This is a genomic window from Roseomonas sp. BN140053 (assembly GCF_047690175.1).
Lineage (GTDB): Bacteria > Pseudomonadota > Alphaproteobacteria > Acetobacterales > Acetobacteraceae > Roseomonas.
Genome location: NZ_JBLLEB010000005.1, coordinates 158,397 through 179,131, shown reverse-complemented (window position 1 = coordinate 179,131; position 20,735 = coordinate 158,397). Strand labels below are relative to the sequence as shown.

The window sequence follows — 20,735 nt, the reverse complement described above, 5'->3', positions numbered from 1 at the left end:
CGCTCAGCCGGCCAGGAGACGGCGGGCGCCCTCAAACAGCACGCGCATCCCGGCCGCGAGGTCCTCGGGCCGGGTGTCCTCCGTCCAGTGGTGGCTGATGCCGCCGATCGAGGGCACGAACAGCATCCCCGACGGCATCCGCCGCGCCAGGTACTGCGCGTCGTGCCCGGCGCCGGAGGGCATGCGCTGCCAGCCGCCGGGCACCAGCGCCTCGGCGGCCGCGGCCAGCGCGTCCTGCACGGCGGGATCGCAGGGGGCGGGGCGGGACTGGCTCATCACCTCCAGCCGGGCGGTGCAGCGCTCGCGCCGGTTGCTCTCGGCCACGGCGCGGCGGAGCACGCCGTCCAGCCGGTCCAGGGTCGCGGGGTCGATATCGCGGAACTGGAACAGGATCTCCGCCCGCCCGGGAATGATCGAGGGCGCGCCGGGTTCCAGGGCGATGCGGCCGGTGGTCCAGACCGTGCGCTCGCCGCAATGGCGGGGGAACTCGGCGTCGATCTCGGCCAGCAGGCGCACGGCGGCGAGGCCGGCGTCGCGCCGCTCGGCCATGGTGGTGCCGCCGGCATGGTCCTGCTGGCCCTCGACCGTGATGCGGTACTGCCAGATGGCGACGATGCCGGTGACCACCCCGGCCTGCATCCCCTGGCTTTCCAGGCTGGTGCCCTGCTCGATGTGCATTTCCAGGAAGGCCCGGTAGCGGCCTTCTTCCAGGGCCAGGCGGGGCAGCCCGGCCAGGCTCGCTGCCGCCAGCGCGTCGCGCAGCGGGGTGCCGTCGTAGCGGTTGCGGGCGGCGTCGATCTCCGGCTCCTCCAGCAGGCCGGTGAAGGAGCGGGAGCCGAGAAAGCTGCCGTAATGGCCTTCCTCGTCGGCGAAGGCGACCACGTCCACCGGCAGCCCGCCGCGGGCCAGTTCCAGCGCCGCCACCACGCCCAGCGCGCCGTCCAGCCAGCCGGCCTGGTTCTGGGTTTCCAGGTGGCTGCCGGCCAGCAGCTTCGGCCCAGGGCCGGGATGGCGGCCCAGCACGTTGCCGATGCCGTCGATCGTGGCGTCCAGCCCCGCCTCCGCCAGCCGGGCCAGCAGCCAGCGGCGGGCCTCCATGTCGGCGGGCGAATAGGTCGGGCGATGGTTCCCGGTGCGGAAGGCGCCGATGCGGCGCAGGTCCCCGAGGTCGGCCAGGAAGCGGTCGGTGTCAGGGCGCGGCGGGGCATTGTGCATGACATCGCAAAGTGCGGGCGACGCCGGGGCGGTGCAAGGCAGCAGGTTTCCGGCCGGGTGCTGCCCTCGGCGCGGACGGTCCGGGCAAGGGTGGGTGCCCGGCACCCGCCACTGGCTCCCGCCCGAGGCACAGCGCTGACCCGGCCCCGGACATGATCGTGCCGTTATCCTTTGGAACACAGGGCCATGCGGCTTTCTCCTGCGATCCTCCCGCAGGATGTGGCAGAGAGTTTCGTGCTGCGCCGCACCCACTGCCGCCGGGACCGTGACCGAACGATGCTGACCAGCCTGCCCAACACCCTTCTCGCCATCGCCGCCCTGCTGCTGGTGGTCAGCGCCGTGCAGCCGCTGGCGCGGCGGCTGATGCTGTCGGACACGGTGCTGCTGGCGATCGGCGGCATCCTGATCGGCGGCGGCGCCACGCTGGTGCTGCAGAGCCCCTTCACCACGGCGCTGGACGAGGCGGCGAGCACGCTGATCAACTTCCCGATCAACGCCGACGTGTTCCTGTTCATCTTCCTGCCCGTGCTCGTGTTCCACGGCTCGCTGGGGATCGACGTGCGGCGGCTGGCGCGGGACGCGGCGCCGGTGCTGGTGCTGGCGGTGGTGGCGGTGCTGGTGACCACGGCGGCGATCGGCTTTGCCTTGCAGCCCATCGCCGGGGTGCCGCTGCTGGCCTGCCTGCTGCTGGGCTCCATCGTCGCCACCACCGATCCCAGCGCCGTGGTGGGGGTGTTCCGCGACATCGGCGCAGACAGCCGCCTCACCCGGCTGGTGGAAGGCGAGAGCCTGCTCAACGACGCCGCCGCCATCTCCATCTTCTCGCTGCTGCTGGCGCAGCTGACCGGGCAGCAGGCGGCGGGCCTGGGCGCCGGGATGGTGTCGCTGGTGCTGTCCTTCGCCGGCGGGCTGGCGGTGGGCTTCGTGCTGGCGCGGGCGGTGCTGCTGGCCGTGCCGGTGCTGGGCGGCAATCGGGTGGCCGAGATGACGCTGACCCTGGCCCTGCCCTACCTGTCCTATATCCTGGCCGAGGAGTTCCTGCATGCCTCGGGGGTGGTGGCGGCCGCGGCGGCGGGGCTGACGGTCAGCGCCATCGGCCCTTCCACCTTCCGGCCGCAGAGCTGGCAGTTCATCAACGACGTTTGGGCCCAGCTGTCCTTCTGGGCCTCCTCGCTGGTGTTCGTGCTGGCCTCCATGCTGGTGCCCAAGCTGCTGCTGGGGATGAACCAGGGCGACGTGCTGCTGGTGGGGGTGGTGGTGCTCTCCGCCATGGCGGCACGGGCGGCGGTACTGTTCGGGCTGCTGCCGCTGCTGCATCGCGCCGGGCTGTCGCAGCGCGTGCCCCTGCCCTTCCAGGTCACCATCCTGTGGGGCGGGCTGCGCGGCGCCATCACCCTGGCGCTGGCGCTGTCGGTGACGGAACACCCGCTGGTGCCGCGGCAGGTGCAGCAGTTCGTGGCCATCCTGGCCACCGGCTACGTGCTGGTGACGCTGCTGGTGAACGGCACCACGCTGCGCTTCCTGGTGCGCGCCCTGAAGCTGGACCAACTCTCCCCGGCCGACCAGGCGCTGCGCAACCAGGTGGTGGCGATCGGCCTGGGCGAGGTGCGCGACCGGGTGCGGCAGACCGCGGCGGAGTTCGGCTTCTCGCACCGCGCGGCGGGACCCGTGCTGGAGATGTACGAGCGCCGCATCAAGGTGGAAACCGCCGCCAACACCTTCGACACCGCCATCAGCGACCGTGAGCGGGTGACGCTGGGGTTGATCACCTACGCCTCGCAAGAACGCTCGGTGCTGCTGGAAATCTTCAAGGACCAGGGCCTGAGCCGCCGCATCATGGAGAACCTGCTCTGGACCGCCGAAGCCATGGTGGATGGGGCGCGGGCGGAAGGGCGCCTGGGCTACATCAAGGCCGCGCGGCAGCGGTTGCGGCCGACGCTGCGCTTCGTGCTGGCGCAGTGGATCCACCGCGCCTTCCGCATCGACGCGCCGCTGATGAACTGCATGGCCGAGCGCTTCGAAACGCTGCTGCTGACCCACTTCATCTCCGTGTCCATGAACCGCTTCATGCATCGCCGCATGGAGCCGGTGCTGGGCAAGCGGGTGATCGAGGTGGTGGGGGAGATCGTCGCCCGGCGCGAGGACCTGCTGGCCGACGCGATGGACACGCTGCGCCTGCAATACCCCGGTTACGCCGAGGCGCTGGAAGGCCGCATGCTCCGGCAGATCGGGCTGCGGATGGAATCGGACGAGTACGGCGAGTTGCTGCGCGAATCCTTGATCGGGGAGGAGCTGCACGAGGAGCTGACCCGCTCCCTTGCCACTTGGCGGCGGCAGATCAGCCGGCCGCTGAAGTTCAACCTGCAGGCCGGGCTGGACAACCGCATCAAGGATTTCCCGATCTTTGCCGGCTTGCAGGACGCGGTGCTGCACGACCTGGCGATGAGCCTGACCATCCGCTTCGCGGTGCCGGGGGAAAAGCTGTTCCGCCCCGGGCGGCGGGCGCAGTCCGTGTACTTTATCAGCACCGGCCGGGTGGTGCTGGGACGCGGCGGGCGCGAGGTGGAGCTGGGCCCGGGCGACGCCTTCGGCGAGGAGGTGATGTCCGGGCATCGCCGCCTGGACCGCGCCCGCGCCGCCAGCTTCTGCCACCTGCTGGCGCTGAGCCGGGCCGACCTGCGGCGCCTGAGCCTGGAGGTGCCCGAGCTGGTGTCACGGCTGGAACGCTTGTCGCGCGAGCGCTGGCCGGAGGAGCCCACCCCGGAGCCGGAGGAAAGCCTCACCCTGCCGGGGGTGCAGCCCCCACCGCGGTTGTCCCTGGACAGCCCGTTGCCCAGCAATGCCGCCTGAGGGCTCCGGGGGCACCCCGACCTCGCCGCCCGGTCGGGCCTGCGACCGGGCAGGGGCAGCTCGCTTTGCGGCGATCCAAGCGCGATTGCGACCGGGCCGGCAAGCGCCGCGACGGCTGTCCCGTGCGGTGGTGGCCCCTGCCGCCGCGCCCCGGAAGCCCGGGAGCGCGAGGGCCGGCGTTCCGCCGCCGGGCCGGCCCGGAACCCGGCCGATGCGCCGCGCGGGCCCTCGCGCGGTGGACACCCCCGCCCGGCTCGGCTAACGCCGCCCGCCGTGCCCGAGAACCCGCCCAGCCCGCCCGCCCTGCGGACGGATGACTTCGACTTCGCGCTGCCGGAACGGCTGATCGCGCAGCACCCGGCCCGGCCGCGCGACGCGGCGCGGCTGCTGGTGGTCGGCCCGGAGGGGCCGGAGGACCGCGTGGTGTCCGAGCTGCCGGCGCTGCTGCAGCCCGGCGACCTGCTGGTGTTCAACGACACGCGGGTGATCCCGGCCCGGCTGCACGCCCGGCGCGGCGAGGCGGCGATCGAGCTGATGCTGAACCGCGCCGAGGGCGGCGGCCTGTGGCAGGCCCTGGCGCGCAACGCCCGCCGCCTGCGCCCGGGCGACATCCTGCGCATCGAGGGCGCGCCGGACCTCGCGCCGCGGGTGGTGGAGCGGCAGGAAGGCGGCTCGGTGATCCTGGATTTCGGCCCCGACCAGGCAGCCCTGGCCGCCGCGCTGGAAACCGCCGGCGAGGTGCCGCTGCCGCCCTATATCACCCGGCCCGAAGGACCCTCGGAAGCGGACCGGGCGGATTACCAGACCGTGTTCGCCCGGGTTCCCGGCGCCGTGGCCGCCCCCACCGCCAGCCTGCACGTCACCCCGGCGATGCTGGCGGCGATGGACGCGCGCGGCGTGAAGCGGGTAGGCGTGACGCTGCACGTCGGCGCCGGCACCTTCCTGCCGGTGCGCGACGACGACCCGCGGCGGCACCGCATCCATGCGGAATGGGGCGAGGTGTCCGAGAACACGGCGGCCGCGGTGAATGCCGCCCGCGACGAGGGGCGGCGGGTGGTGGCGCTGGGCACCACCTCGCTGCGGCTGCTGGAAACGGCGGCCGGGGACGACGGACGGCTGCGGCCCTTCCGGGGCCTGACCGAGATCTACCTGCTGCCCGGGCATCGGTTCCGCGGGGCGGATGCGCTGCTGACCAACTTCCACCTGCCGCGCTCCACCCTGTTCATGCTGGCCTGCGCCTTTGCTGGCACGGAGCGGATCAAGGCGGCCTATGCGCACGCCATCGCGGCAGAATACCGCTTCTTCTCCTACGGTGATGCCAGCCTGCTGCTGCGCGCCGAGGACAGGTGATGGCGGCGTCGCACCTGATCCGGAGCTTGCTTTGGTCCCTGGGCGCGACCATCTTGATCTTCGTGACCGGTAAGTTCGGATTGCTGCGATGAGGCGGTCTGCCATGCAGGAAAACGGCGGCGGGTTCCGTCGCGCGGCACGATCCGGCGACGCCGAGCCCCGGCCCGCGCCGCCGCCCCGTCCCGCCCTGGCGGTGCGCGCGCCCGTGCACCTGCCGCCGGGCCTGCCGCACAAGCCGGGCGGCGCCATCACCTTCACCGTGTCGAAGGGCGTGGACGTGTTCGGCCTCCGCCGCAAGTAGAACCCCGCGCCGCAGCCGGCGCGCTTCCCGCCCACCCCGTTCCGCCGGTTCCATCCCTGTCCCGGGTCTGCGCGGCGGGTCCGCCCTGCCCTCTTCCCAGGTTTCCCGTGTCCCTGTCCTTCGATCTTCTCGGCACCGACGGCGCTGCCCGCGCCGGCACCCTGCGCACCGCCCATGGCGAGGTGCCCACCCCCGTCTTCATGCCCGTGGGCACGGCCGGCACGGTGAAGGCCATGACGGCGGATGCGGTGCGCGCCACCGGCGCCCGGATGGTGCTGGGCAACACCTACCACCTGATGCTGCGCCCCGGGGCGGAACGGGTCGGCCACCTGGGCGGGCTGCACGCCATGATGGATTGGCACGGCCCGATCCTGACGGATTCCGGCGGCTTCCAGATCATGTCGCTGAGCAAGCTGCGCGACATGGATGCCGATGGCGTCACCTTCCGCTCGCACGTGGACGGGTCCAAGCACCGGCTGACGCCGGAACGCTCGGTGGCGATCCAGCACCTGCTGGATGCCGACGTGACCATGTGCCTGGACGAGTGCACGCCCTTTCCCGCCACGGAAGCCCAGGCCGCATCCTCCATGCGGATGTCCATGCGCTGGGCCGCCCGCTGCCGCGAGGCCTTCGTACCGCGGCCGGGCTACGGGCTGTTCGGCATCGTGCAGGGCTCCACCTTTCCGGAGTTGCGGGCGGAAAGCGTGGCGGCCCTGACGGCGATCGGCTTCGAAGGCTACGCCATCGGCGGCCTGGCCGTGGGCGAGGGCCAGGAAGCGATGTTCTCCACGCTGGACTGCACCGCCCCGCTGCTGCCGGCGGACAAGCCGCGCTACCTGATGGGGGTGGGCACGCCCGCCGACATCATCGGCGCCGTGGCGCGCGGCGTGGACATGTTCGACTGCGTGATCCCGACGCGCTCGGGCCGCACGGCGCGCGCCTATACCTCGCGCGGGGTGCTGAACATGCGGAACGCCCGCCACGCCGAGGACCTGTCCGCCCTGGACCCGGACTGCGACTGCCCGGCCTGCACCCGGCACAGCCGCGCCTATTTCCACCACCTGTTCCGGGCCGAGGAGATGCTGGGCCCGATGCTGCTGACCTGGCACAACATCCGCTACTACCAACGCCTGACGGCCCGGCTGCGCGAGGCCATCCTGGCCGGCCGCTTCGCCGCCGAGGCCGCCGCCATCGCCGCGCGCTGGACGGCCGGCCAGGCCGCGGAGCCCGCCCCTGCCCTGCCAGCGGCCGCCACACCGGAACCTGCCCGATGACCGCCACCGATGTTTCAGGCCTGACGCAGCTCGGCCGTCCCACCGCCCAGCCCGGCAGCCCGGAGGAGGCGGTGCTGGAGCGCGTGCCCAACCCGCATCCCGGCACGACCTTTTGCGTGCGCTTCGTGGCGCCGGAGTTCACCTCGCTCTGCCCGATGACGGGACAGCCTGACTTCGCGCACCTGGTGATCGATTACCTGCCGCGCGACTGGCTGGTGGAGAGCAAGTCGCTCAAGCTCTACCTGACCGCCTTCCGCAATCACGGCGCCTTTCACGAGGCCTGCACGCTGGACATCGCCAAGCGGCTGGTGCGGGAGCTGGAGCCGATCTGGCTGCGCATCGGCGGCTACTGGTACCCGCGCGGCGGCATCCCGATCGACGTGTTCTGGCAGACCGGCACACCGCCGGAGGGTGCCTGGATTCCCGCCCAGGACGTGCCGCCCTATCGCGGCCGCGGCTGATCCGGGAAAGCTCGGCATCCCTCCGGACGGGGGTGGCTGATCGCCGGGACCGGTTCCCCAGGAGGGAGGCCGGCCACGGTGGGCGGCCCTGCCCCAGCCAGGGGCTGCATTTCCGGCCCAGCCGGAACCGGAGTGCCGCGCCGGCCGGTCCCGCGGGGCCGATCCGATCAGTTGATCTGGGCGAGGTCCTCGCCCAGCACCACGATCTGGATGGCGTAGGAGACTTCGCCGTCCTCGGAGTCGCGGTGCACGGTGCCGATGAACTCGTCGCCGATGCGCAACTCGATGCTGCCGCCACGCTGCTTGGGGGCGGCCACCACGATTCGGGGGTTGCCGAATTGCTTGCGCAGGTGGGCCTGGACCTGCGCGATCTCACCTTGTGTCATGGGCTACTTCTTTTCCTGAGTGGCGGGCAGATAGGCCATGGCTCGCCGTCGTGAAACGGCAACACCGGCGCGCCGGTTGCCTTTCGGGCTATGGCGGCGCGCTGCGGCACTGCTGCAACGCTTGACGGGCGTGATGCCCGGGCCGGGTCCATCCGACGCGCTTGCCGATGCAACCGCCGGGCCGGGGCGGCGCCTCAGCTGCCCAGCAGCTGGCCGCCATCCACCACGATCGTCTGCCCGGTGATCCAGGACGCGCGCGGCGAGGCCAGGAAAGCCACGGTTTCCGCCACTTCCTCCGGCCGGCCGAGGCGGCCGAAGGGTATCTGCGCCAGGGTGTCGGCATAGAGCGGATCGCCCGCCAGGCGGCGGCGCTCCCAGCTGCCGCCGGGGAACTCGATGGAGCCGGGGGCCACGCAGTTCACCCGGATGCGCTGCGGCGCCAGCATCTTGGCCTGACTGCCGGTGTAGTGGATGGCGGCCGCCTTCACTGCGCCGTAGGGAGCAGAGCGCGTGGTGGCCCGCATCGCCGAGATGGAGGAGATGTTGATCACCGAGGCGCCCTGCCCTGCCGCCAGGAAGGGCAGGGCCGCGTGGGTGGCGCGCATGATGGCCAGCAGATCCACGGCCACCGAAGCCGCCCAGCCCGCCTCGTCGTCCGTGCTGCCGAAGCCGGACGCGTTGTTCACCAGCACGTCGATGCCGCCCAGGGCCGCCACCGCTTCCGGCACGTAGCGGGAAATGGCGGCGGCGTCCGCCAGGTCGGCCACCCCGGCATGGGCGAGGACGCCGGCGGCCTCGATCTCTCGCCGCGTGGCTTCCAGGGTTTCGGCGCCGCGGGCGCAGATCGACACCGCGGCGCCGGCGCGGGCGAAGCACAGCGCCGTGGCGCGGCCGATGCCGCGGCTGCCCCCCATCACCACCACGCGCCTGTTCGCGAATTCCATCCCGCCCATCCCTGCCGATTCCCCGGCAGCACAGCCGAGCCGAGGGTTGCCGGCAAGCGCGCGGCGCTTGCGGCCCGCGCCACGGGGGAACAGATAGGGGCTCCCCCTACCCTCGCCCGTGGCCCTGCCCCGCTCCCATGCCCTTCGATGCCCCGCTCTCGACGCCCGCCGCCCGCGACGCCATTCGCGGCGAAGCGTTGCGCCTGGGCTTCGACGCGGTGGGCTTCGCCCGCGCCCATCTCGGGCCGGAGGTGCGGGAGCGTCTCGCCGCCTTCCTGGCCGCCGGGATGCACGGGGAGATGGGCTGGCTGGCAGACCGGGCGGAACAGCGCAGCCACCCGCAGGCGCTGTGGCCCGAGGCGGTGTCGGTGATCTGCCTGGGCATGAACTACGGCCCCGAGCGCGATCCGCTGGAAAGCCTGGGGTGGCGCGACCGCGGCACGATCAGCGTCTATGCCCGCCACCGCGACTACCACGACGTGGTGAAGAAGCGGCTGAAGGCCCTGGCGCGCTGGATGGTGGAACGCTTCGCGGGGTCGGCGCTGAAGGTGTTCGTGGACACCGCCCCGGTGGCGGAGAAGCCGCTGGCACATCAGGCCGGGCTGGGCTGGCAGGGCAAGCACAGCAACCTCGTGTCGCGCGAGCACGGGTCCTGGCTGTTCCTCGGGGAGGTCTTCACCACCCTGGACCTCGCCCCGACCGCGACGCCGGAACCGGACCATTGCGGCAACTGCTCGCGCTGCCTCGCCGCCTGCCCGACCGACGCCTTCGTGGGCCCGTATCGGCTGGATGCCCGGCGCTGCATCTCCTACCTGACCATCGAGCATCGCGGCCCGATCCCGCCCGAGCTGCGGCCGCGCCTGGGCAACCGGATCTACGGTTGCGACGATTGCCTGGCCGTCTGCCCCTGGAACAAGTTCGCCCATCCCACGGCGGAGCCGGCGCTGCAGCCGCGCGACGACCTGATGGCGCCGCCGCTGGCGGAACTGGCGGCGCTGGACGATGCCGGGTTCCGCGCCCGCTTTTCCGGCAGCCCGATCAAGCGCATCGGCCGCGACCGTTTCGTGCGCAACGTGCTGAACGCGATCGGCAATTCCGCCGACCCGTCGCTGCGGCCCGTGGCGGAGGGGCTGCGCGCCGATCCCGACCCGGTGGTGGCGGAAGCCGCGGAATGGGCCGCGGCGCGGCTGGACGGGCCGGCGTGAGCGGCGGCGAGGCATCCGAGACGCGCGGTGACGGCGCCCTGGTGCTGTTCAGCGGCGGCCAGGACAGCGCCACCTGCCTGGCCTGGGCGCTGGAGCGCTTCGGCCGGGTGGAAACCCTGGGCTTCGATTACGGCCAGCGGCACCGGGTCGAGCTGGACTGCCGCGCCGCCTTTCGCGACCGGCTGGCGGCGGCCTTCCCCGCTTGGGCCGCGCGGCTGGGCCCGGACCACACCCTGCCGCTGCAAGCGCTGGGCGCCGTGTCCGACACGGCGCTGACCGGCGAGGCCGCCATCGCGCTGCGCGAGGACGGGCTGCCCAACACCTTCGTGCCCGGGCGCAACCTGCTCTTCGTCACCTTTGCCGCCGCGCTGGCCTATCGGCGGGGGCTGCGGCACCTCGTCGCCGGCATGTGCGAGACCGATTATTCCGGCTACCCGGATTGCCGCGACGACACGCTCAAGGCGCTGCAGGTGGCGATCAACCTGGGCATGGCGAGCCGCTTCGTGCTGCACACGCCGTTGATGTGGCGCGACAAGGCGGCGACCTGGCGGCTGACGCGCGACCTGGGCGGCGCGGCGCTGGTCGATCTGGTGCTGGAACACACCCACACCTGCTACCTCGGCGACCGCACCCACCGGCACGAATGGGGTTATGGCTGCGGCGCATGCCCCGCCTGCGAGCTGCGCCGTCGCGGCTGGGAGCGCTTCGTGGCAGAGCCGGCGGCATGACCACCGCCTCCCCCCACGCCGCCGCGGCCCGCGCCGAGGGGCTGCTCTTCCTGCTCGCCTTCGCGCTGTGCATCCCGGCGGCCAACTGGCTGATCGGCCATGCCGGCACGGTCTGCCCCGCCGATGGCCCCTGCCTGATCCCCGTGGGCTTCGGACTGATGGCGCCCTCGGGCGTGCTGATGGTGGGACTCGGGCTGGTGCTGCGCGACCTCGTGCAGCGGCGGCTCGGCCTGGGCTGGGCCGTGGGGGCGGTGGCGGCCGGGGCGGCGCTGTCGGCCCTGCTGGCGCCGCCGGCGCTGGTGCTGGCCTCGGCGCTGGCCTTCCTGCTCAGCGAGTTGGCGGACCTCGCGGTCTATACGCCGTTGCAGAAGCGCGGGCTGGTGCTGGCGGTCGCGGCCTCGGGGGTGGCGGGGCTGGTGGTGGACAGCGTGGCCTTCCTGTTCGTGGCGTTCGGCAGCCTGGATTTCCTGCCCGGGCAGGTGCTGGGCAAGCTGTGGATGGTGCTCCTGGCGCTGCCGCTGGTGGCCTGGCTGCGGCGGGCCGATGCGCGGCGGGGGCTGTCTCCGGCCTGAGGCGCGGCGGACAGCGGTTGAGGGCGCGGTGGTGCGCATAGCGCGACAGCGGAGCCCCCACCAAAGCCATGGTTCCGCCACCCGGACCACCTCCGCCGAGGCCGGGTCCGTCGGGTCGTCCCGGCTGCCGCGCCGATTGCCTTCGGCACGCGGGGACCTCAACCTCACGGCATGGATGATATCGGCTCCCTTCCCTGGCACCTGACCGCCCCTTCCTTCGCGGAGATCGAGGCGGCGGCCGACCGCATCCGCGGCGTGCTGGTGGAAACGCCCCTGCTGGAAAGCGAGCGGCTGAACGCGCAGCTGGGCGGGCGCCTCCTGCTCAAGGCGGAAGGGCTGCAGCGCACGGGCAGCTTCAAGGCGCGCGGCGCCTGGAACCGGCTGTCCCTACTGACGCCGGAAGAACGGGCGCGCGGCGTGGTCGCCTTTTCCTCCGGCAACCACGGCCAGGGGGTGGCCTGGGCCGGGCGCCGGCTGGGCGTCGCATCGGTGGTGATCCTCATGCCGGCCGACGCACCCGCCGCCAAGATCGAGCGCACCCGCGGCTGGGGCGCGGAGGTCGTCCTCTACGACCGCGTCCACGAGGACCGCGAGGCCCTGGGACGCCGCCTTTCGGCCGAGCGCGGCCTGGTGCTGGTGCCGCCCTACGAGGACCGGCGCGTGATCGCCGGGGCGGGCACCCTCGGGCTGGAGGTGGCGCGGCAGGCCCTGGCGATGGGCGCGGCGCCGGATGCCCTGCTGGTGTGCTGCTCGGGCGGCGGCCTCAGCGCGGGCTGTGCCCTGGCCTGGGAAGCCCTGCTGCCGGCCGCCCGGGTCTTCGCGGTGGAGCCGGAAGGCTTCGACGACACCGCCCGCAGCCTCGCGGCCGGGGAGCGGGTGAGCAATGCGCCCGGCGGCGCCTCCCTCTGCGACGCGGTGCTGGCGATGACGCCAGGGGTTCTCACCTTCTCCATCAACGCGCCGCGGCTCGGGGGCGGGCTGGTGGTCAGCGATGCCGAGGCCCTCGCCGCCATGCGGGTGGCCTTCGAGGAGTTCGGGCTGGTGGCGGAGCCGGGCGGTGCCGTGGCACTCGCGGCCGCCTTGTCCGGGCGCCTGCCGATGGCGGGCCGCACCGTGGCCGTGGCGCTGACCGGCGCCAACGTCGACCCCACCATGTTTGCGCGGGCGCTGGCCTGACCGCCGGGCCGGCCGGTCAGTTCGGCGGCGCCTCCCGGCTGTCCGCGGCAAGATCCAGCCGCAGCACCAGAGCATCGGCGCCGTCGGCGTAGTAGCGCCGCCGGCGGCCGACCTCCACGCAGCCTGCCGCCGCATACAGGGCGCGGGCAGCGGCGTTGCGCTCCGACACTTCCAGGAACAGTTCCGCCGCCCCGCGCGCGGCGGCCCCGACGGCGGCAGTGGCCAGCAGGGCGCCGCCCAGCCCGGCGCGGCGGTGGTCGGGGTGGACGGCCAGGGTCAGGATTTCCGCCTCTCCCGCCGCGACGCGGGCCAGCACGAAGCCGGCGCCCTCCGCCAGCAGGCCGAAGCCGCCGGGCAGGTCCAGCATGGCGCCGATGGCCACCTCGCCCCATTGCTCGGCGGGGGGAAAGGCGGCGGCGTGCAGCGCGGCCAGGGCCGGCACATCCGCCGCCCCGGCCGCGCGAAGCGTCACGGGCGCACCGCCGGGGGTTCGAGGTAGAGCGGCTCGGCCGGGCGCTGCGGGGTGCCGTCGCGCAGCACCCGCGCTGCCACCGCCGCCACGTCGCGCGCCCGCGGCAGGCGGGCATCGGTCAGCAGCGCATTGGTTCCACGGGCCAGCAGCCGGGCGGCCACGGGCAGCGCGGCGTCGCCGGCCACCGCGACCGGGCCGGGGGCGGCGGGCAGCGCATCCTCGGTGAACACGGCGGGGGCCTCGCCCGGGCGTTCCAGCGCGACCCGGCCGCGCTTGGTGTCCACCGCGGTCCAGAGGGCGCGGCGGGCACGGAGTTCCGCCGGCAGCGCCTCGGCCAGGGCTTCGCCCACGGTAATGCCCAGGCAGGGCACGCCCCAGCCGGCGGCCAGGCCGCGCGCCAGGGATACCGCGGCACGCAGCCCGGTGAAGCCGCCCGGTCCCACCGTGACCGCCACGGCGTCGCAGGGGCCCGGCGATGCGGCCAGCAGGTCGCGCACCAGGGCGGGTAGGATCGCGGCGTGGCCGCGCGGGCCGTCTACGACGGCTTCACCGAGGACCGCGCCGTCCTGCCACAGCGCAACGGAACAGCGTGCCAGGGCGCCGTCTAGGGCCAGGATCCTCATGCCCGCAGCCCCGCAAAGAAGTTCCGCAGCAGCGCGGCGGCCTCGGATTCGCGCAAACCGCCGATCACCTCCGGCGCGTGATGGCAGGAGGAGGCGGCGAAAACCCGCGCGCCGTGCTCCACCCCGCCGCCCTTGGAGTCATAGGCGCCGAAGCACAGCCGCCGGATGCGGAAGAAGGAGATGGCCTGGGCGCACATCGGGCAGGGCTCCAGCGTGACATACAGGGTACAGTCGGGCAGGACCTTGTCGCCCCGCGAAGCCGCGGCGGCGCGCAGGGCCAGGATCTCCGCATGGGCAGAAGGGTCGCGCCGGGCCTCGACCTCGTTGCCGGCGCGCGACAGCACGGTGCCGCGGGCATCGGTGACCACGGCGCCCACGGGAACTTCCCCGCGGGCGGCGGCGCTGGCGGCTTCTTGCAGGGCGATCTCGATCGGCGACACGTTGGCTTCTTGCCCCCCGGCCGCGCGGGGGTCTAGCAACCCTCCCATGAACGCGCGCCCCGTGATCGGATTGACCCTGGACGCGGAGGAAGCCGGCGGCTGGTCCAAGCTGCCCTGGTACGCCATCCGCCAGAACTACCTGTCCGCCGTGGCCGAGGCCGGCGGCCTGCCCGTGGCCCTGCCGCACCTGCCGGAACTGGCGGAATCCTACCTGGACGGGCTGGACGGGCTGGTGGTGACCGGGGGTGCCTTCGACGTGGACCCCGCGCTCTACGGCAGCGCCGACCGCCACCCCACCGTGACGCTGAAGGGCATGCGCACCGAATTCGAGCTGGCGATCCTGCGCGGCGCCCTGGCCCGCGACCTGCCGGTGCTGGGCATCTGCGGCGGCGAGCAGCTGCTGGCGGTGGCGCTGGGCGGCACGCTCATCCAGCACATCCCCGACACGGTTCCCGATGCCCTGCCGCACGAGCAGCCGGAACCGCGCACCATTCCCGGCCACAGCGTGTCGGTGGTGCCGGGCACGCTGCTGAGCCGCGTGGTCGGTGGGGCGGCGACGCTGGCGGTGAACTCCTCGCACCACCAGGCGGTGGAAACGGCGGGCACCGGCGCGGTGGTCAGCGGCACGGCGCCGGACGGGGTGATCGAGGCCATCGAGCACCCGGGCTACCGCTTCTGCCTGGGCGTGCAGTGGCACCCCGAATACGCCGTGGACCCGCACGACCCGGATATCTTCACGGCCTTCGTGGCGGCGGCCCGGCGCCGCGTCTCCGAGCGCGAGATGGCTCCGCGCGACGCGGTGGAAGCATGAGCGATCCCCACCGTCCCGCCGGCGGTGACGCCGAGCCGGACGACGATCTGATCGAGATCCCCGAAGGCGAGGCTGCCGCGGAGGCGGAGGGCGACTCGCCCGACGACGCGCCGCCTAGCGAACGTGGCGAGCGCATCGCCCGCTTCCTGGCCCGCGCCGGCGTGGCCAGCCGTCGCGCGGCCGAGGCGATGATCGCGGAGGGTCGGGTCAAGCTGGCCGGCCGCACGGTGGAAACCCCCGCCACCTTCGTGTTCCCCGGCGACAGCATCAGCGTGGACGGCAAGCTGGTGGCGGCGCCGGAGCGCACGCGGCTGTTCCGCCACCACAAGCCGGAAGGGTTGGTCACCACCCACAAGGACCCTCAGGGCCGCCCCACCGTGTTCGAGAAGCTGCCGCCCGGCTTGCCGCGGCTGATCTCGGTGGGCCGGCTGGACCTGACCAGCGAGGGGTTGCTGCTGCTGACCAATGACGGCGCCCTGGCCCGCAAGCTGGAACTGCCGGCCAATGGCTGGCTGCGCCGCTACCGCGCCCGCGTGCACGGCCGGGTGGACGAGGCGGCGCTGGCCCGGCTGCGGCACGGCGTCACGGTGGACGGCATCACCTATGGCCCGATCGAGGCCGGGCTGGACAGTCGCCAGGGCACCAATGCCTGGCTGACCGTGGCCATCCACGAGGGCAAGAACCGCGAGGTCCGCAAGGTCCTGTCCTTCCTGGGGCTGCAGGTGACGCGGCTGATCCGTACCGCCTACGGCCCCTTCCAGCTCGGCGCCCTGCCCTCCGGCGCGGTGGAGGAGGTCAACGCCAAGGTGCTGCGCGACCAGCTCGGGCTGGACGTGGCGCCGCGCATCCAGCGCGGCCGCGACCGCGTGGCCGAACCCGCCGCGGAAGCGGAAGCGCCCGTCCCCGCCCGCAAGCGGCCGCCGCGGGCGCGCAATGCCGGCGACCCGTATCGCACCCCCTGGGGCGCCAAGCCGCGCGGCAAGGCGTGACGCACTCGCTGGGGCGCCCGGCCGCGCGGCAAGACATGGCACGCCGCCCGGTTTGCCAGGCATGAGGATCGTGGCGGGACGCTGGCGCGGCCGTCGGCTGGAAGCGCCGCCCGGGGAGGCCACGCGTCCCACGGCGGACCGGGTACGGCAGGCGCTGTTCGACATGCTATGGCACGCGCCCTGGGCCGGGCGGGAGCGGGTGGAAGGCGCCACGGTGCTGGACGCCTTTGCCGGCACCGGCGCCATGGGGCTGGAAGCCCTGTCGCGCGGCGCGGCGCGGGCAACCTTCCTGGAGAATGACCGGGCGGCGCTGGCGGCACTGCGGAGCAATCTGGAAACCTGCCTGGGCGCTGGGGCGGCGCGCGGCGGCGGGCCGGCGCGCATCCTGTCCGGCGATGCCACCAAGCCGCCGCGCGCCGACGCGCCCTGCGGGCTGATCTTCCTCGATCCGCCCTATGGCCAGGAGCTCGGCGCCACGGCGCTGGCGGCCTTGCGCGGCGCGGGCTGGGTGGCGCCGGGCGCCGTGGCCTGCCTGGAACTCGGCCGCACCGAGGCTGCGCCGGAACTGCCGGGCTGGGAGTCCGTGGCGGAACGCGCGCACGGCGCCGCCCGGCTGCTCGTGCTGCGCGACGCGGGCTGAAGCGGCGCCCGGCCTCCCGCTCCGTCAGGCCGGCAACAGCACTTCGATGCCGTAGCGCGAGGCGGCTGCCAGCAGGCGCGGCACGTCCGGCGGCGACATGGCCGGGAAAGCCGAGGCCTTCGCCGCCGGCACGGGGTCGCCGGCTTCCAGGAAGAAGCGCTCGTGCAGCCCTCCGGGCACGTTGATGATCAGCATGCGGGCTGGCTCGGTTCCGGGATTGCGGAACTGGTGCGGCAGGCCGCGCGGCACGAACAGGAAGGCGCCGGGCCCCTGCTCGGCCGTGGTGTCGCCCAGGGTGAACTCGTAGCGCCCCTCCAGCACGTAGAAGGCCTCGACATCATCGCGTTGCAGATGCGGCGGCGATCCCTGACCGGGGGCGGTCACGGTGTCGATCAGCGACAGCTCGCCCTCCGTGGTGGCGGCCGTGGCACGAAAGGTCAGCAGGTTGCCGAGCAGGTGTACGGTGCTCCCCGCCTGGGGCTGCGCGGTGATGAAGGGCATTGCCTCGCTCCGATCCTGGGTGCATGAAGATCGCATGATGAAATCAAAGTTTCTTCATGAGATTTATGTCTCATGAACCAGCCCTCTCCATGAGTCAATCCGTTTCCGGAAGAGATCGGCAACGGCAACGCACGCGGCGGGACCTGCTGGCTGCGGCGCGCGAACTGGTGGCGGAAGGGCGGCAGCCCACGGTGCAGGAAGTGGCCGACCATGCCGGCATCTCCCGCGCGACCGCCTACCGCTACTTCTCGACGCCCGAACTGCTGGTGCAGGAAGCCTTGCTGGACGCGGTGGCGGGGGAGCTGGACCGCTTCGGCGCCGCCGGCCCGCCGCGCGGGCCCGAGGAGGTGCCCGCCGCCCTGGATGCTCTGGTGGAACGGGTGATGGGCTTCGTGCTGCGGCAGGAAGGGCTGTTCCGCGCCTATCTCGCGCAGGCCGTGACTCCCATGGGAGGGGCGGTGCAGCCTCGCGGTGGCCGGCGGGTGGATTGGATCCGGGAGGTGCTGGCACCCCTGCGCGGCATCGTGCCGGAGCCGGCGCTCGAGGAGCTGGTGAGCGCGCTGTGCCTGCTGACGGGGATCGAGACGGTGGTGGTGCTGCGCGATGTGCGCGGCCTCGGCGACGCGGCGATAGTGGAAACGGTGCGACGGATCGCGCGCGCCCTGCTCGCCGCCACCCGGGCGGGCTGAGGGGCCGGAAAAGGCTCGGGCTCCCCGGCAATGGCCGAGGAGCCCGGGAGGTCCTCAGATGTGCAGGGGCCGCCCGTCCACGGCCAGGGCCGCTTCCTTTACCGCCTCGTTCAGCGAGGGATGCGCGTGCGAGGTGCGCGCGATGTCCTCGGCCGAGGCGCCGAACTCGATCGCCAGCACCAGCTCCGCGATCATGGTGCCCGCATCGGGGCCGATGATGTGGGCGCCCAGCACGCGGTCGGTGTCCTTGTCCGACAGGATCTTCACGAAGCCATCGGTGGAGCCCATGGCGCGGGCGCGGCCATTGGCGGTGAAGGGGAACTTGCCGACCTTGTAGGCGCGGCCGCTGGCCTTCAGCTGCTCCTCGGTCTCGCCCACCGCGGCGACCTCGGGCCAGGTGTAGACCACGCCGGGGATGGCGCCGTAGTTCACGTGCCCGGCCTGCCCGGCCAGGATTTCCGCCACCGCGACGCCCTCTTCCTCGGCCTTGTGGGCCAGCATGGGGCCGGTGATCACGTCGCCGATGGCGTAGACGCCGGGGACGTTGGTAGCGAAGTGGTTGTCCACCACCACGCGGCCCCGCTCGTCCAGCGCCACGCCGGCGGCGTCCAGGTTCAGCCCGCCGGTGAAGGCACGGCGGCCGATGGCCAGCAGCACCACGTCGCAGCGCAGTTCCTCCGCGGCGCCGCCGGCGGCGGGCTCCACGGTCAGGGTGACGCCGTTATCGGCCACGGTCGCGCCGGTGACCTTGGTCTTGAGGCGGAACTTGATGCCCTGCTTGCCCAGCACGCGCTCGAAGGTCTTGCCGACCTCGGCGTCCATGCCCGGCACGAGGCGGTCGAGGAACTCCACCACTGTGACCTCGGCGCTCAGGCGGCGCCACACGGAGCCCAGCTCCAGCCCGATATAGCCGCCGCCGATCACCACGAGGTGCCCGGGAACCTTGTCCAGCTCCAGCCCGCCGGTGGAGGTGACGACGCGCTTCTCGTCCACCTCGACGCCGCGCAGCGGGATGCTTTCCGAGCCGGAAGCGATCACGATGTTCTTGGCCTCGTATTCCTGGCCCGCGACGGCGATGCGGTTGCCCGCCAGGAACTTCGCCTCACCCTTGAGCCAGGTGACCTTGTTCTTCTTGAACAGGAACTCCACGCCCTTGACGTTGGCGCTCACCACCTCGGCCTTGCGCGCCTGCATGCGCGCGAGGTCGAGGCTGACCTGGCCCACGCCGATGCCGTGGTCGGCGAAGTGATGCACCGCCTCGTCGTAGTTCTCGCTGGACTGCAGCAGCGCCTTGGACGGGATGCAGCCGATGTTGAGGCAGGTGCCGCCCAGGGTTTCGCGCTTTTCCACGCAGGCCACCTTCATGCCGAGCTGGGCGGCGCGGATGGCGCAAACGTAGCCGCCGGGGCCGGCGCCGATGACGATGAGGTCGAAGCTCTCGGACATGATGGAGGATATGGTCCCGTGGCCGTGCGATGTCGCCCGCGGAGGTAGCAGGGCAGCCGCGCGACCGAAAGTGCGGGCGCGCAACGGGCGGCGCTTCGGCTAGGCTCGCCGCCCCCAGGGCGAGGAGGGTACGACATGCGGGTTCCTCAGGCTTCCGAGGTTGCGGTGCTGGACCTGCCGCCGCTGCGGCTGGCGGCGCTGCCGCATCGCGGTCCCTACCCCGGCATCGCCGGCGCCTTCGACCGGCTGCTGGGCTGGGCCAGGGAGAGCGGTTTGAAGCGGCCGGACACCCGCTGGTTCGGCCGCTACCTGGACGACCCCGCGGTGGTGCCGGCGGCGGAACTGCGGTCGGAAGCCTGCATGACCCTGCCGCCCGGAGCAGGGATCGGCGCCGGGGCGGCGCTGCCGCTGCAACTGGTGGAACTGCCGGCGATGCGGGCAGCGGTGCTGCGCTTCCAGGGTCCGTATTCGGAACTGCACCGGGCCTACGAGGTCCTGCTGCAGGACTGGCTGCCCGGCAGCGGCGAGCGGCCGGAAGGGCTGCCGGTCATGGACGAGGCGCTGAACGACCCGCGCGAAAACCCGCCGGAGGAATGGCTGACCTCGGTGATCCTGCCGCTTCGGCGTCCCTCTGGCGGCTGAGGACCAGGGGAAGCTTGCCCCGGGCAGGCAGGGACGATTATGTAATACTATATCATATCATGAGGTCACCCCGTGCTCCGCCGCTCTGCGCTGCTCCTGCCCTTCGCCAGCCTTCTCCCGACCGGCGGCCGCGCCCAGACGCCCGCCGATGCGAACGCGGCGCCCCTGGCCGTGGTGGCGTCCTTCTCCATCCTGGGTGACCTCGTGAGGGAGGTCGGCGGCGACCGGGTGACGGTGCGTACCCTGGTGGGCACCAACGGCGACGCGCACGTCTTCCAGCCCCGCCCTTCCGACGCCGCCGCTCTGCGCGAGGCTGCCGTGGTGGTGCGCAACGGCTTGAACCTGGAACCCTGGCTGGACCGACTGGTGCGTTCCGCCGGGACGCGGGCCCGGATGGTCACCGCGACGGAGGGCGTGACGCCGCGCCGCATGGAGGATGACGGCCACGGGCACGGCTCCATTGACCCGCATGCCTGGCAGGACCTGCGCCACGGCCAGGTTTTCGTGCGCAACATCGCCGCCGGGCTGGCCGCGGCGGACCCGGCCGGGGCGGAAACCTATGCCCGCAACGCCGAGGCGCTACGCGGCCGGCTGGCGGCCCTGGACGGCTGGGTGCGCGAACAGGTCGCCAGCGTGCCGGATGCGCGCCGCAAGGTAATCACCAGCCACGACGCCTTCGGTTACTTCGGCGCGGCCTACGGCATCTCTTTCATCGCACCGCAGGGCATGAACACGGAGAGCGAGCCCTCCGCCGCCCAGGTCGCGCGGCTGATCCGGCAGGTCCGCGCGCAGAACATCACGGCGGTGTTCATCGAGAACATGACCAACCCCGCCCTGTTGGACCGCCTGGCGCGGGAGGCCGGCGTGCGGGTGCGGGGGGAACTGTTCTCCGACGCGCTGTCGCCGCCCGAAGGGCCTGCGCCGACCTATGAGGCGATGTTCCGGCACAATCTCGGCCTGCTGGTGCCGGCCATGCGTGGGGAGGGCTGACCGCCCCGGCGCGGCGGCGAGGGCCACCGC

23 protein-coding genes are annotated in these 20,735 nt (G+C 73.0%); 15 read left to right on the top strand and 8 right to left on the bottom strand.

Going from position 1 to position 20,735, the window contains the following annotated elements; translation table 11 throughout:
- Positions 1 to 3 precede the first annotated feature (3 nt).
- Positions 4 to 1,215, bottom strand: a complete 1,212-nt coding sequence (locus ACLIBK_RS07585; RefSeq protein WP_415386631.1) for a Zn-dependent hydrolase — start codon at positions 1,213 to 1,215, stop codon at positions 4 to 6.
- Positions 1,216 to 1,491: 276 nt separating this feature from the next.
- On the opposite strand from ACLIBK_RS07585, the gene ACLIBK_RS07580 reads away from it, so the two are divergent.
- From ACLIBK_RS07580 to queF, 5 genes are all read left to right on the top strand, one after another.
- Complete coding sequence (locus tag ACLIBK_RS07580) at positions 1,492 to 4,065, top strand: cation:proton antiporter (protein WP_415386718.1); 2,574 nt, start codon at positions 1,492 to 1,494, stop codon at positions 4,063 to 4,065.
- Between the two features lie 303 nt (positions 4,066 to 4,368).
- Positions 4,369 to 5,415, top strand: coding sequence for a tRNA preQ1(34) S-adenosylmethionine ribosyltransferase-isomerase QueA (queA, locus tag ACLIBK_RS07575; protein ID WP_415386717.1), 1,047 nt, complete (start codon positions 4,369 to 4,371; stop codon positions 5,413 to 5,415).
- A gap of 88 nt (positions 5,416 to 5,503) precedes the next feature.
- A complete protein-coding gene (locus ACLIBK_RS07570; RefSeq protein WP_415386630.1) occupies positions 5,504 to 5,716 on the top strand; it encodes a hypothetical protein in 213 nt (70 codons plus the stop codon).
- Positions 5,717 to 5,823: 107 nt separating this feature from the next.
- Positions 5,824 to 6,990 carry a tRNA guanosine(34) transglycosylase Tgt gene (gene tgt / locus ACLIBK_RS07565; protein ID WP_415386629.1) on the top strand — a complete coding sequence of 389 codons (1,167 nt, stop codon included), beginning with the start codon at positions 5,824 to 5,826 and terminating at the stop codon, positions 6,988 to 6,990.
- Positions 6,987 to 7,451 carry a preQ(1) synthase gene (gene queF, locus ACLIBK_RS07560; RefSeq protein WP_415386628.1) on the top strand — a complete coding sequence of 155 codons (465 nt, stop codon included), beginning with the start codon at positions 6,987 to 6,989 and terminating at the stop codon, positions 7,449 to 7,451. The genes tgt and queF overlap by 4 nt, the downstream gene beginning before the upstream one ends.
- 167 nt (positions 7,452 to 7,618) lie before the next feature.
- Here queF and ACLIBK_RS07555 read toward each other — a convergent pair whose 3' ends face one another.
- On the bottom strand, positions 7,619 to 7,837 hold the full coding sequence (locus ACLIBK_RS07555) for a DUF3126 family protein (RefSeq protein ID WP_415386627.1): 219 nt from the start codon (positions 7,835 to 7,837) through the stop codon (positions 7,619 to 7,621).
- A 194-nt stretch (positions 7,838 to 8,031) separates the two neighbouring features.
- Positions 8,032 to 8,781: an SDR family NAD(P)-dependent oxidoreductase gene (locus ACLIBK_RS07550; RefSeq protein WP_415386626.1), complete on the bottom strand. Its 750-nt coding sequence runs from the start codon at positions 8,779 to 8,781 to the stop codon at positions 8,032 to 8,034.
- Between the two features lie 137 nt (positions 8,782 to 8,918).
- Here ACLIBK_RS07550 and queG point away from each other — a divergent pair, with 137 nt between their 5' ends.
- From queG to ACLIBK_RS07530, 4 genes are all read left to right on the top strand, one after another.
- Positions 8,919 to 9,986 carry a tRNA epoxyqueuosine(34) reductase QueG gene (gene queG / locus ACLIBK_RS07545; RefSeq protein ID WP_415386625.1) on the top strand — a complete coding sequence of 356 codons (1,068 nt, stop codon included), beginning with the start codon at positions 8,919 to 8,921 and terminating at the stop codon, positions 9,984 to 9,986.
- A complete protein-coding gene (gene queC / locus ACLIBK_RS07540; protein ID WP_415386624.1) occupies positions 9,983 to 10,714 on the top strand; it encodes a 7-cyano-7-deazaguanine synthase QueC in 732 nt (243 codons plus the stop codon). The genes queG and queC overlap by 4 nt, the downstream gene beginning before the upstream one ends.
- Positions 10,711 to 11,286 carry a VUT family protein gene (locus ACLIBK_RS07535; protein WP_415386623.1) on the top strand — a complete coding sequence of 192 codons (576 nt, stop codon included), beginning with the start codon at positions 10,711 to 10,713 and terminating at the stop codon, positions 11,284 to 11,286. The genes queC and ACLIBK_RS07535 overlap by 4 nt, the downstream gene beginning before the upstream one ends.
- Before the next feature lie 171 nt (positions 11,287 to 11,457).
- Positions 11,458 to 12,462, top strand: a complete 1,005-nt coding sequence (locus tag ACLIBK_RS07530) for a threonine ammonia-lyase (RefSeq protein WP_415386622.1) — start codon at positions 11,458 to 11,460, stop codon at positions 12,460 to 12,462.
- Positions 12,463 to 12,478: 16 nt separating this feature from the next.
- On the opposite strand, the gene ACLIBK_RS07525 is transcribed toward ACLIBK_RS07530, so the two are convergent.
- From ACLIBK_RS07525 to ACLIBK_RS07515, 3 genes are read right to left on the bottom strand one after another with little or no spacing between them, the layout of a single operon-like run.
- The gene (locus ACLIBK_RS07525; protein WP_415386621.1) at positions 12,479 to 12,934 is read right to left on the bottom strand and encodes a GNAT family N-acetyltransferase; all 456 of its coding nucleotides are present in this window, start codon (positions 12,932 to 12,934) and stop codon (positions 12,479 to 12,481) included.
- Positions 12,931 to 13,557: a tRNA (adenosine(37)-N6)-threonylcarbamoyltransferase complex dimerization subunit type 1 TsaB gene (gene tsaB, locus ACLIBK_RS07520; RefSeq protein WP_415386620.1), complete on the bottom strand. Its 627-nt coding sequence runs from the start codon at positions 13,555 to 13,557 to the stop codon at positions 12,931 to 12,933. The genes ACLIBK_RS07525 and tsaB overlap by 4 nt, the downstream gene beginning before the upstream one ends.
- Positions 13,554 to 13,988 (bottom strand): nucleoside deaminase, encoded by a 435-nt coding sequence (locus ACLIBK_RS07515; RefSeq protein WP_415386716.1) that lies wholly within the window; start codon positions 13,986 to 13,988, stop codon positions 13,554 to 13,556. Before ACLIBK_RS07515 ends, tsaB begins: the two co-directional genes overlap by 4 nt.
- Positions 13,989 to 14,043: 55 nt before the next feature.
- On the opposite strand from ACLIBK_RS07515, the gene ACLIBK_RS07510 reads away from it, so the two are divergent.
- The 3 genes from ACLIBK_RS07510 (at position 14,044) to rsmD (ending at position 16,437) form a co-directional block, all read left to right on the top strand.
- The gene (locus ACLIBK_RS07510) at positions 14,044 to 14,808 is read left to right on the top strand and encodes a gamma-glutamyl-gamma-aminobutyrate hydrolase family protein (RefSeq protein WP_415386619.1); all 765 of its coding nucleotides are present in this window, start codon (positions 14,044 to 14,046) and stop codon (positions 14,806 to 14,808) included.
- Between the two features lie 134 nt (positions 14,809 to 14,942).
- Positions 14,943 to 15,797: a pseudouridine synthase gene (locus tag ACLIBK_RS07505; RefSeq protein ID WP_415386715.1), complete on the top strand. Its 855-nt coding sequence runs from the start codon at positions 14,943 to 14,945 to the stop codon at positions 15,795 to 15,797.
- Between the two features lie 61 nt (positions 15,798 to 15,858).
- Positions 15,859 to 16,437: a 16S rRNA (guanine(966)-N(2))-methyltransferase RsmD gene (gene rsmD / locus ACLIBK_RS07500; protein WP_415386618.1), complete on the top strand. Its 579-nt coding sequence runs from the start codon at positions 15,859 to 15,861 to the stop codon at positions 16,435 to 16,437.
- A 24-nt stretch (positions 16,438 to 16,461) separates the two neighbouring features.
- Here rsmD and ACLIBK_RS07495 read toward each other — a convergent pair whose 3' ends face one another.
- A complete protein-coding gene (locus tag ACLIBK_RS07495) occupies positions 16,462 to 16,938 on the bottom strand; it encodes a cupin domain-containing protein (protein WP_415386617.1) in 477 nt (158 codons plus the stop codon).
- An 89-nt stretch (positions 16,939 to 17,027) separates the two neighbouring features.
- On the opposite strand from ACLIBK_RS07495, the gene ACLIBK_RS07490 reads away from it, so the two are divergent.
- Positions 17,028 to 17,627, top strand: a complete 600-nt coding sequence (locus ACLIBK_RS07490; RefSeq protein WP_415386616.1) for a TetR/AcrR family transcriptional regulator — start codon at positions 17,028 to 17,030, stop codon at positions 17,625 to 17,627.
- A gap of 54 nt (positions 17,628 to 17,681) precedes the next feature.
- On the opposite strand, the gene lpdA is transcribed toward ACLIBK_RS07490, so the two are convergent.
- Positions 17,682 to 19,073: a dihydrolipoyl dehydrogenase gene (gene lpdA / locus ACLIBK_RS07485; protein ID WP_415386615.1), complete on the bottom strand. Its 1,392-nt coding sequence runs from the start codon at positions 19,071 to 19,073 to the stop codon at positions 17,682 to 17,684.
- Between the two features lie 135 nt (positions 19,074 to 19,208).
- On the opposite strand from lpdA, the gene ACLIBK_RS07480 reads away from it, so the two are divergent.
- Together ACLIBK_RS07480 and ACLIBK_RS07475 are read left to right on the top strand one after the other, a co-directional pair.
- On the top strand, positions 19,209 to 19,715 hold the full coding sequence (locus ACLIBK_RS07480; RefSeq protein ID WP_415386614.1) for an AraC family transcriptional regulator: 507 nt from the start codon (positions 19,209 to 19,211) through the stop codon (positions 19,713 to 19,715).
- 72 nt (positions 19,716 to 19,787) lie between these two features.
- Positions 19,788 to 20,705, top strand: coding sequence for a metal ABC transporter substrate-binding protein (locus ACLIBK_RS07475; protein WP_415386613.1), 918 nt, complete (start codon positions 19,788 to 19,790; stop codon positions 20,703 to 20,705).
- The last annotated feature ends 30 nt before the right edge of the window (positions 20,706 to 20,735 follow it).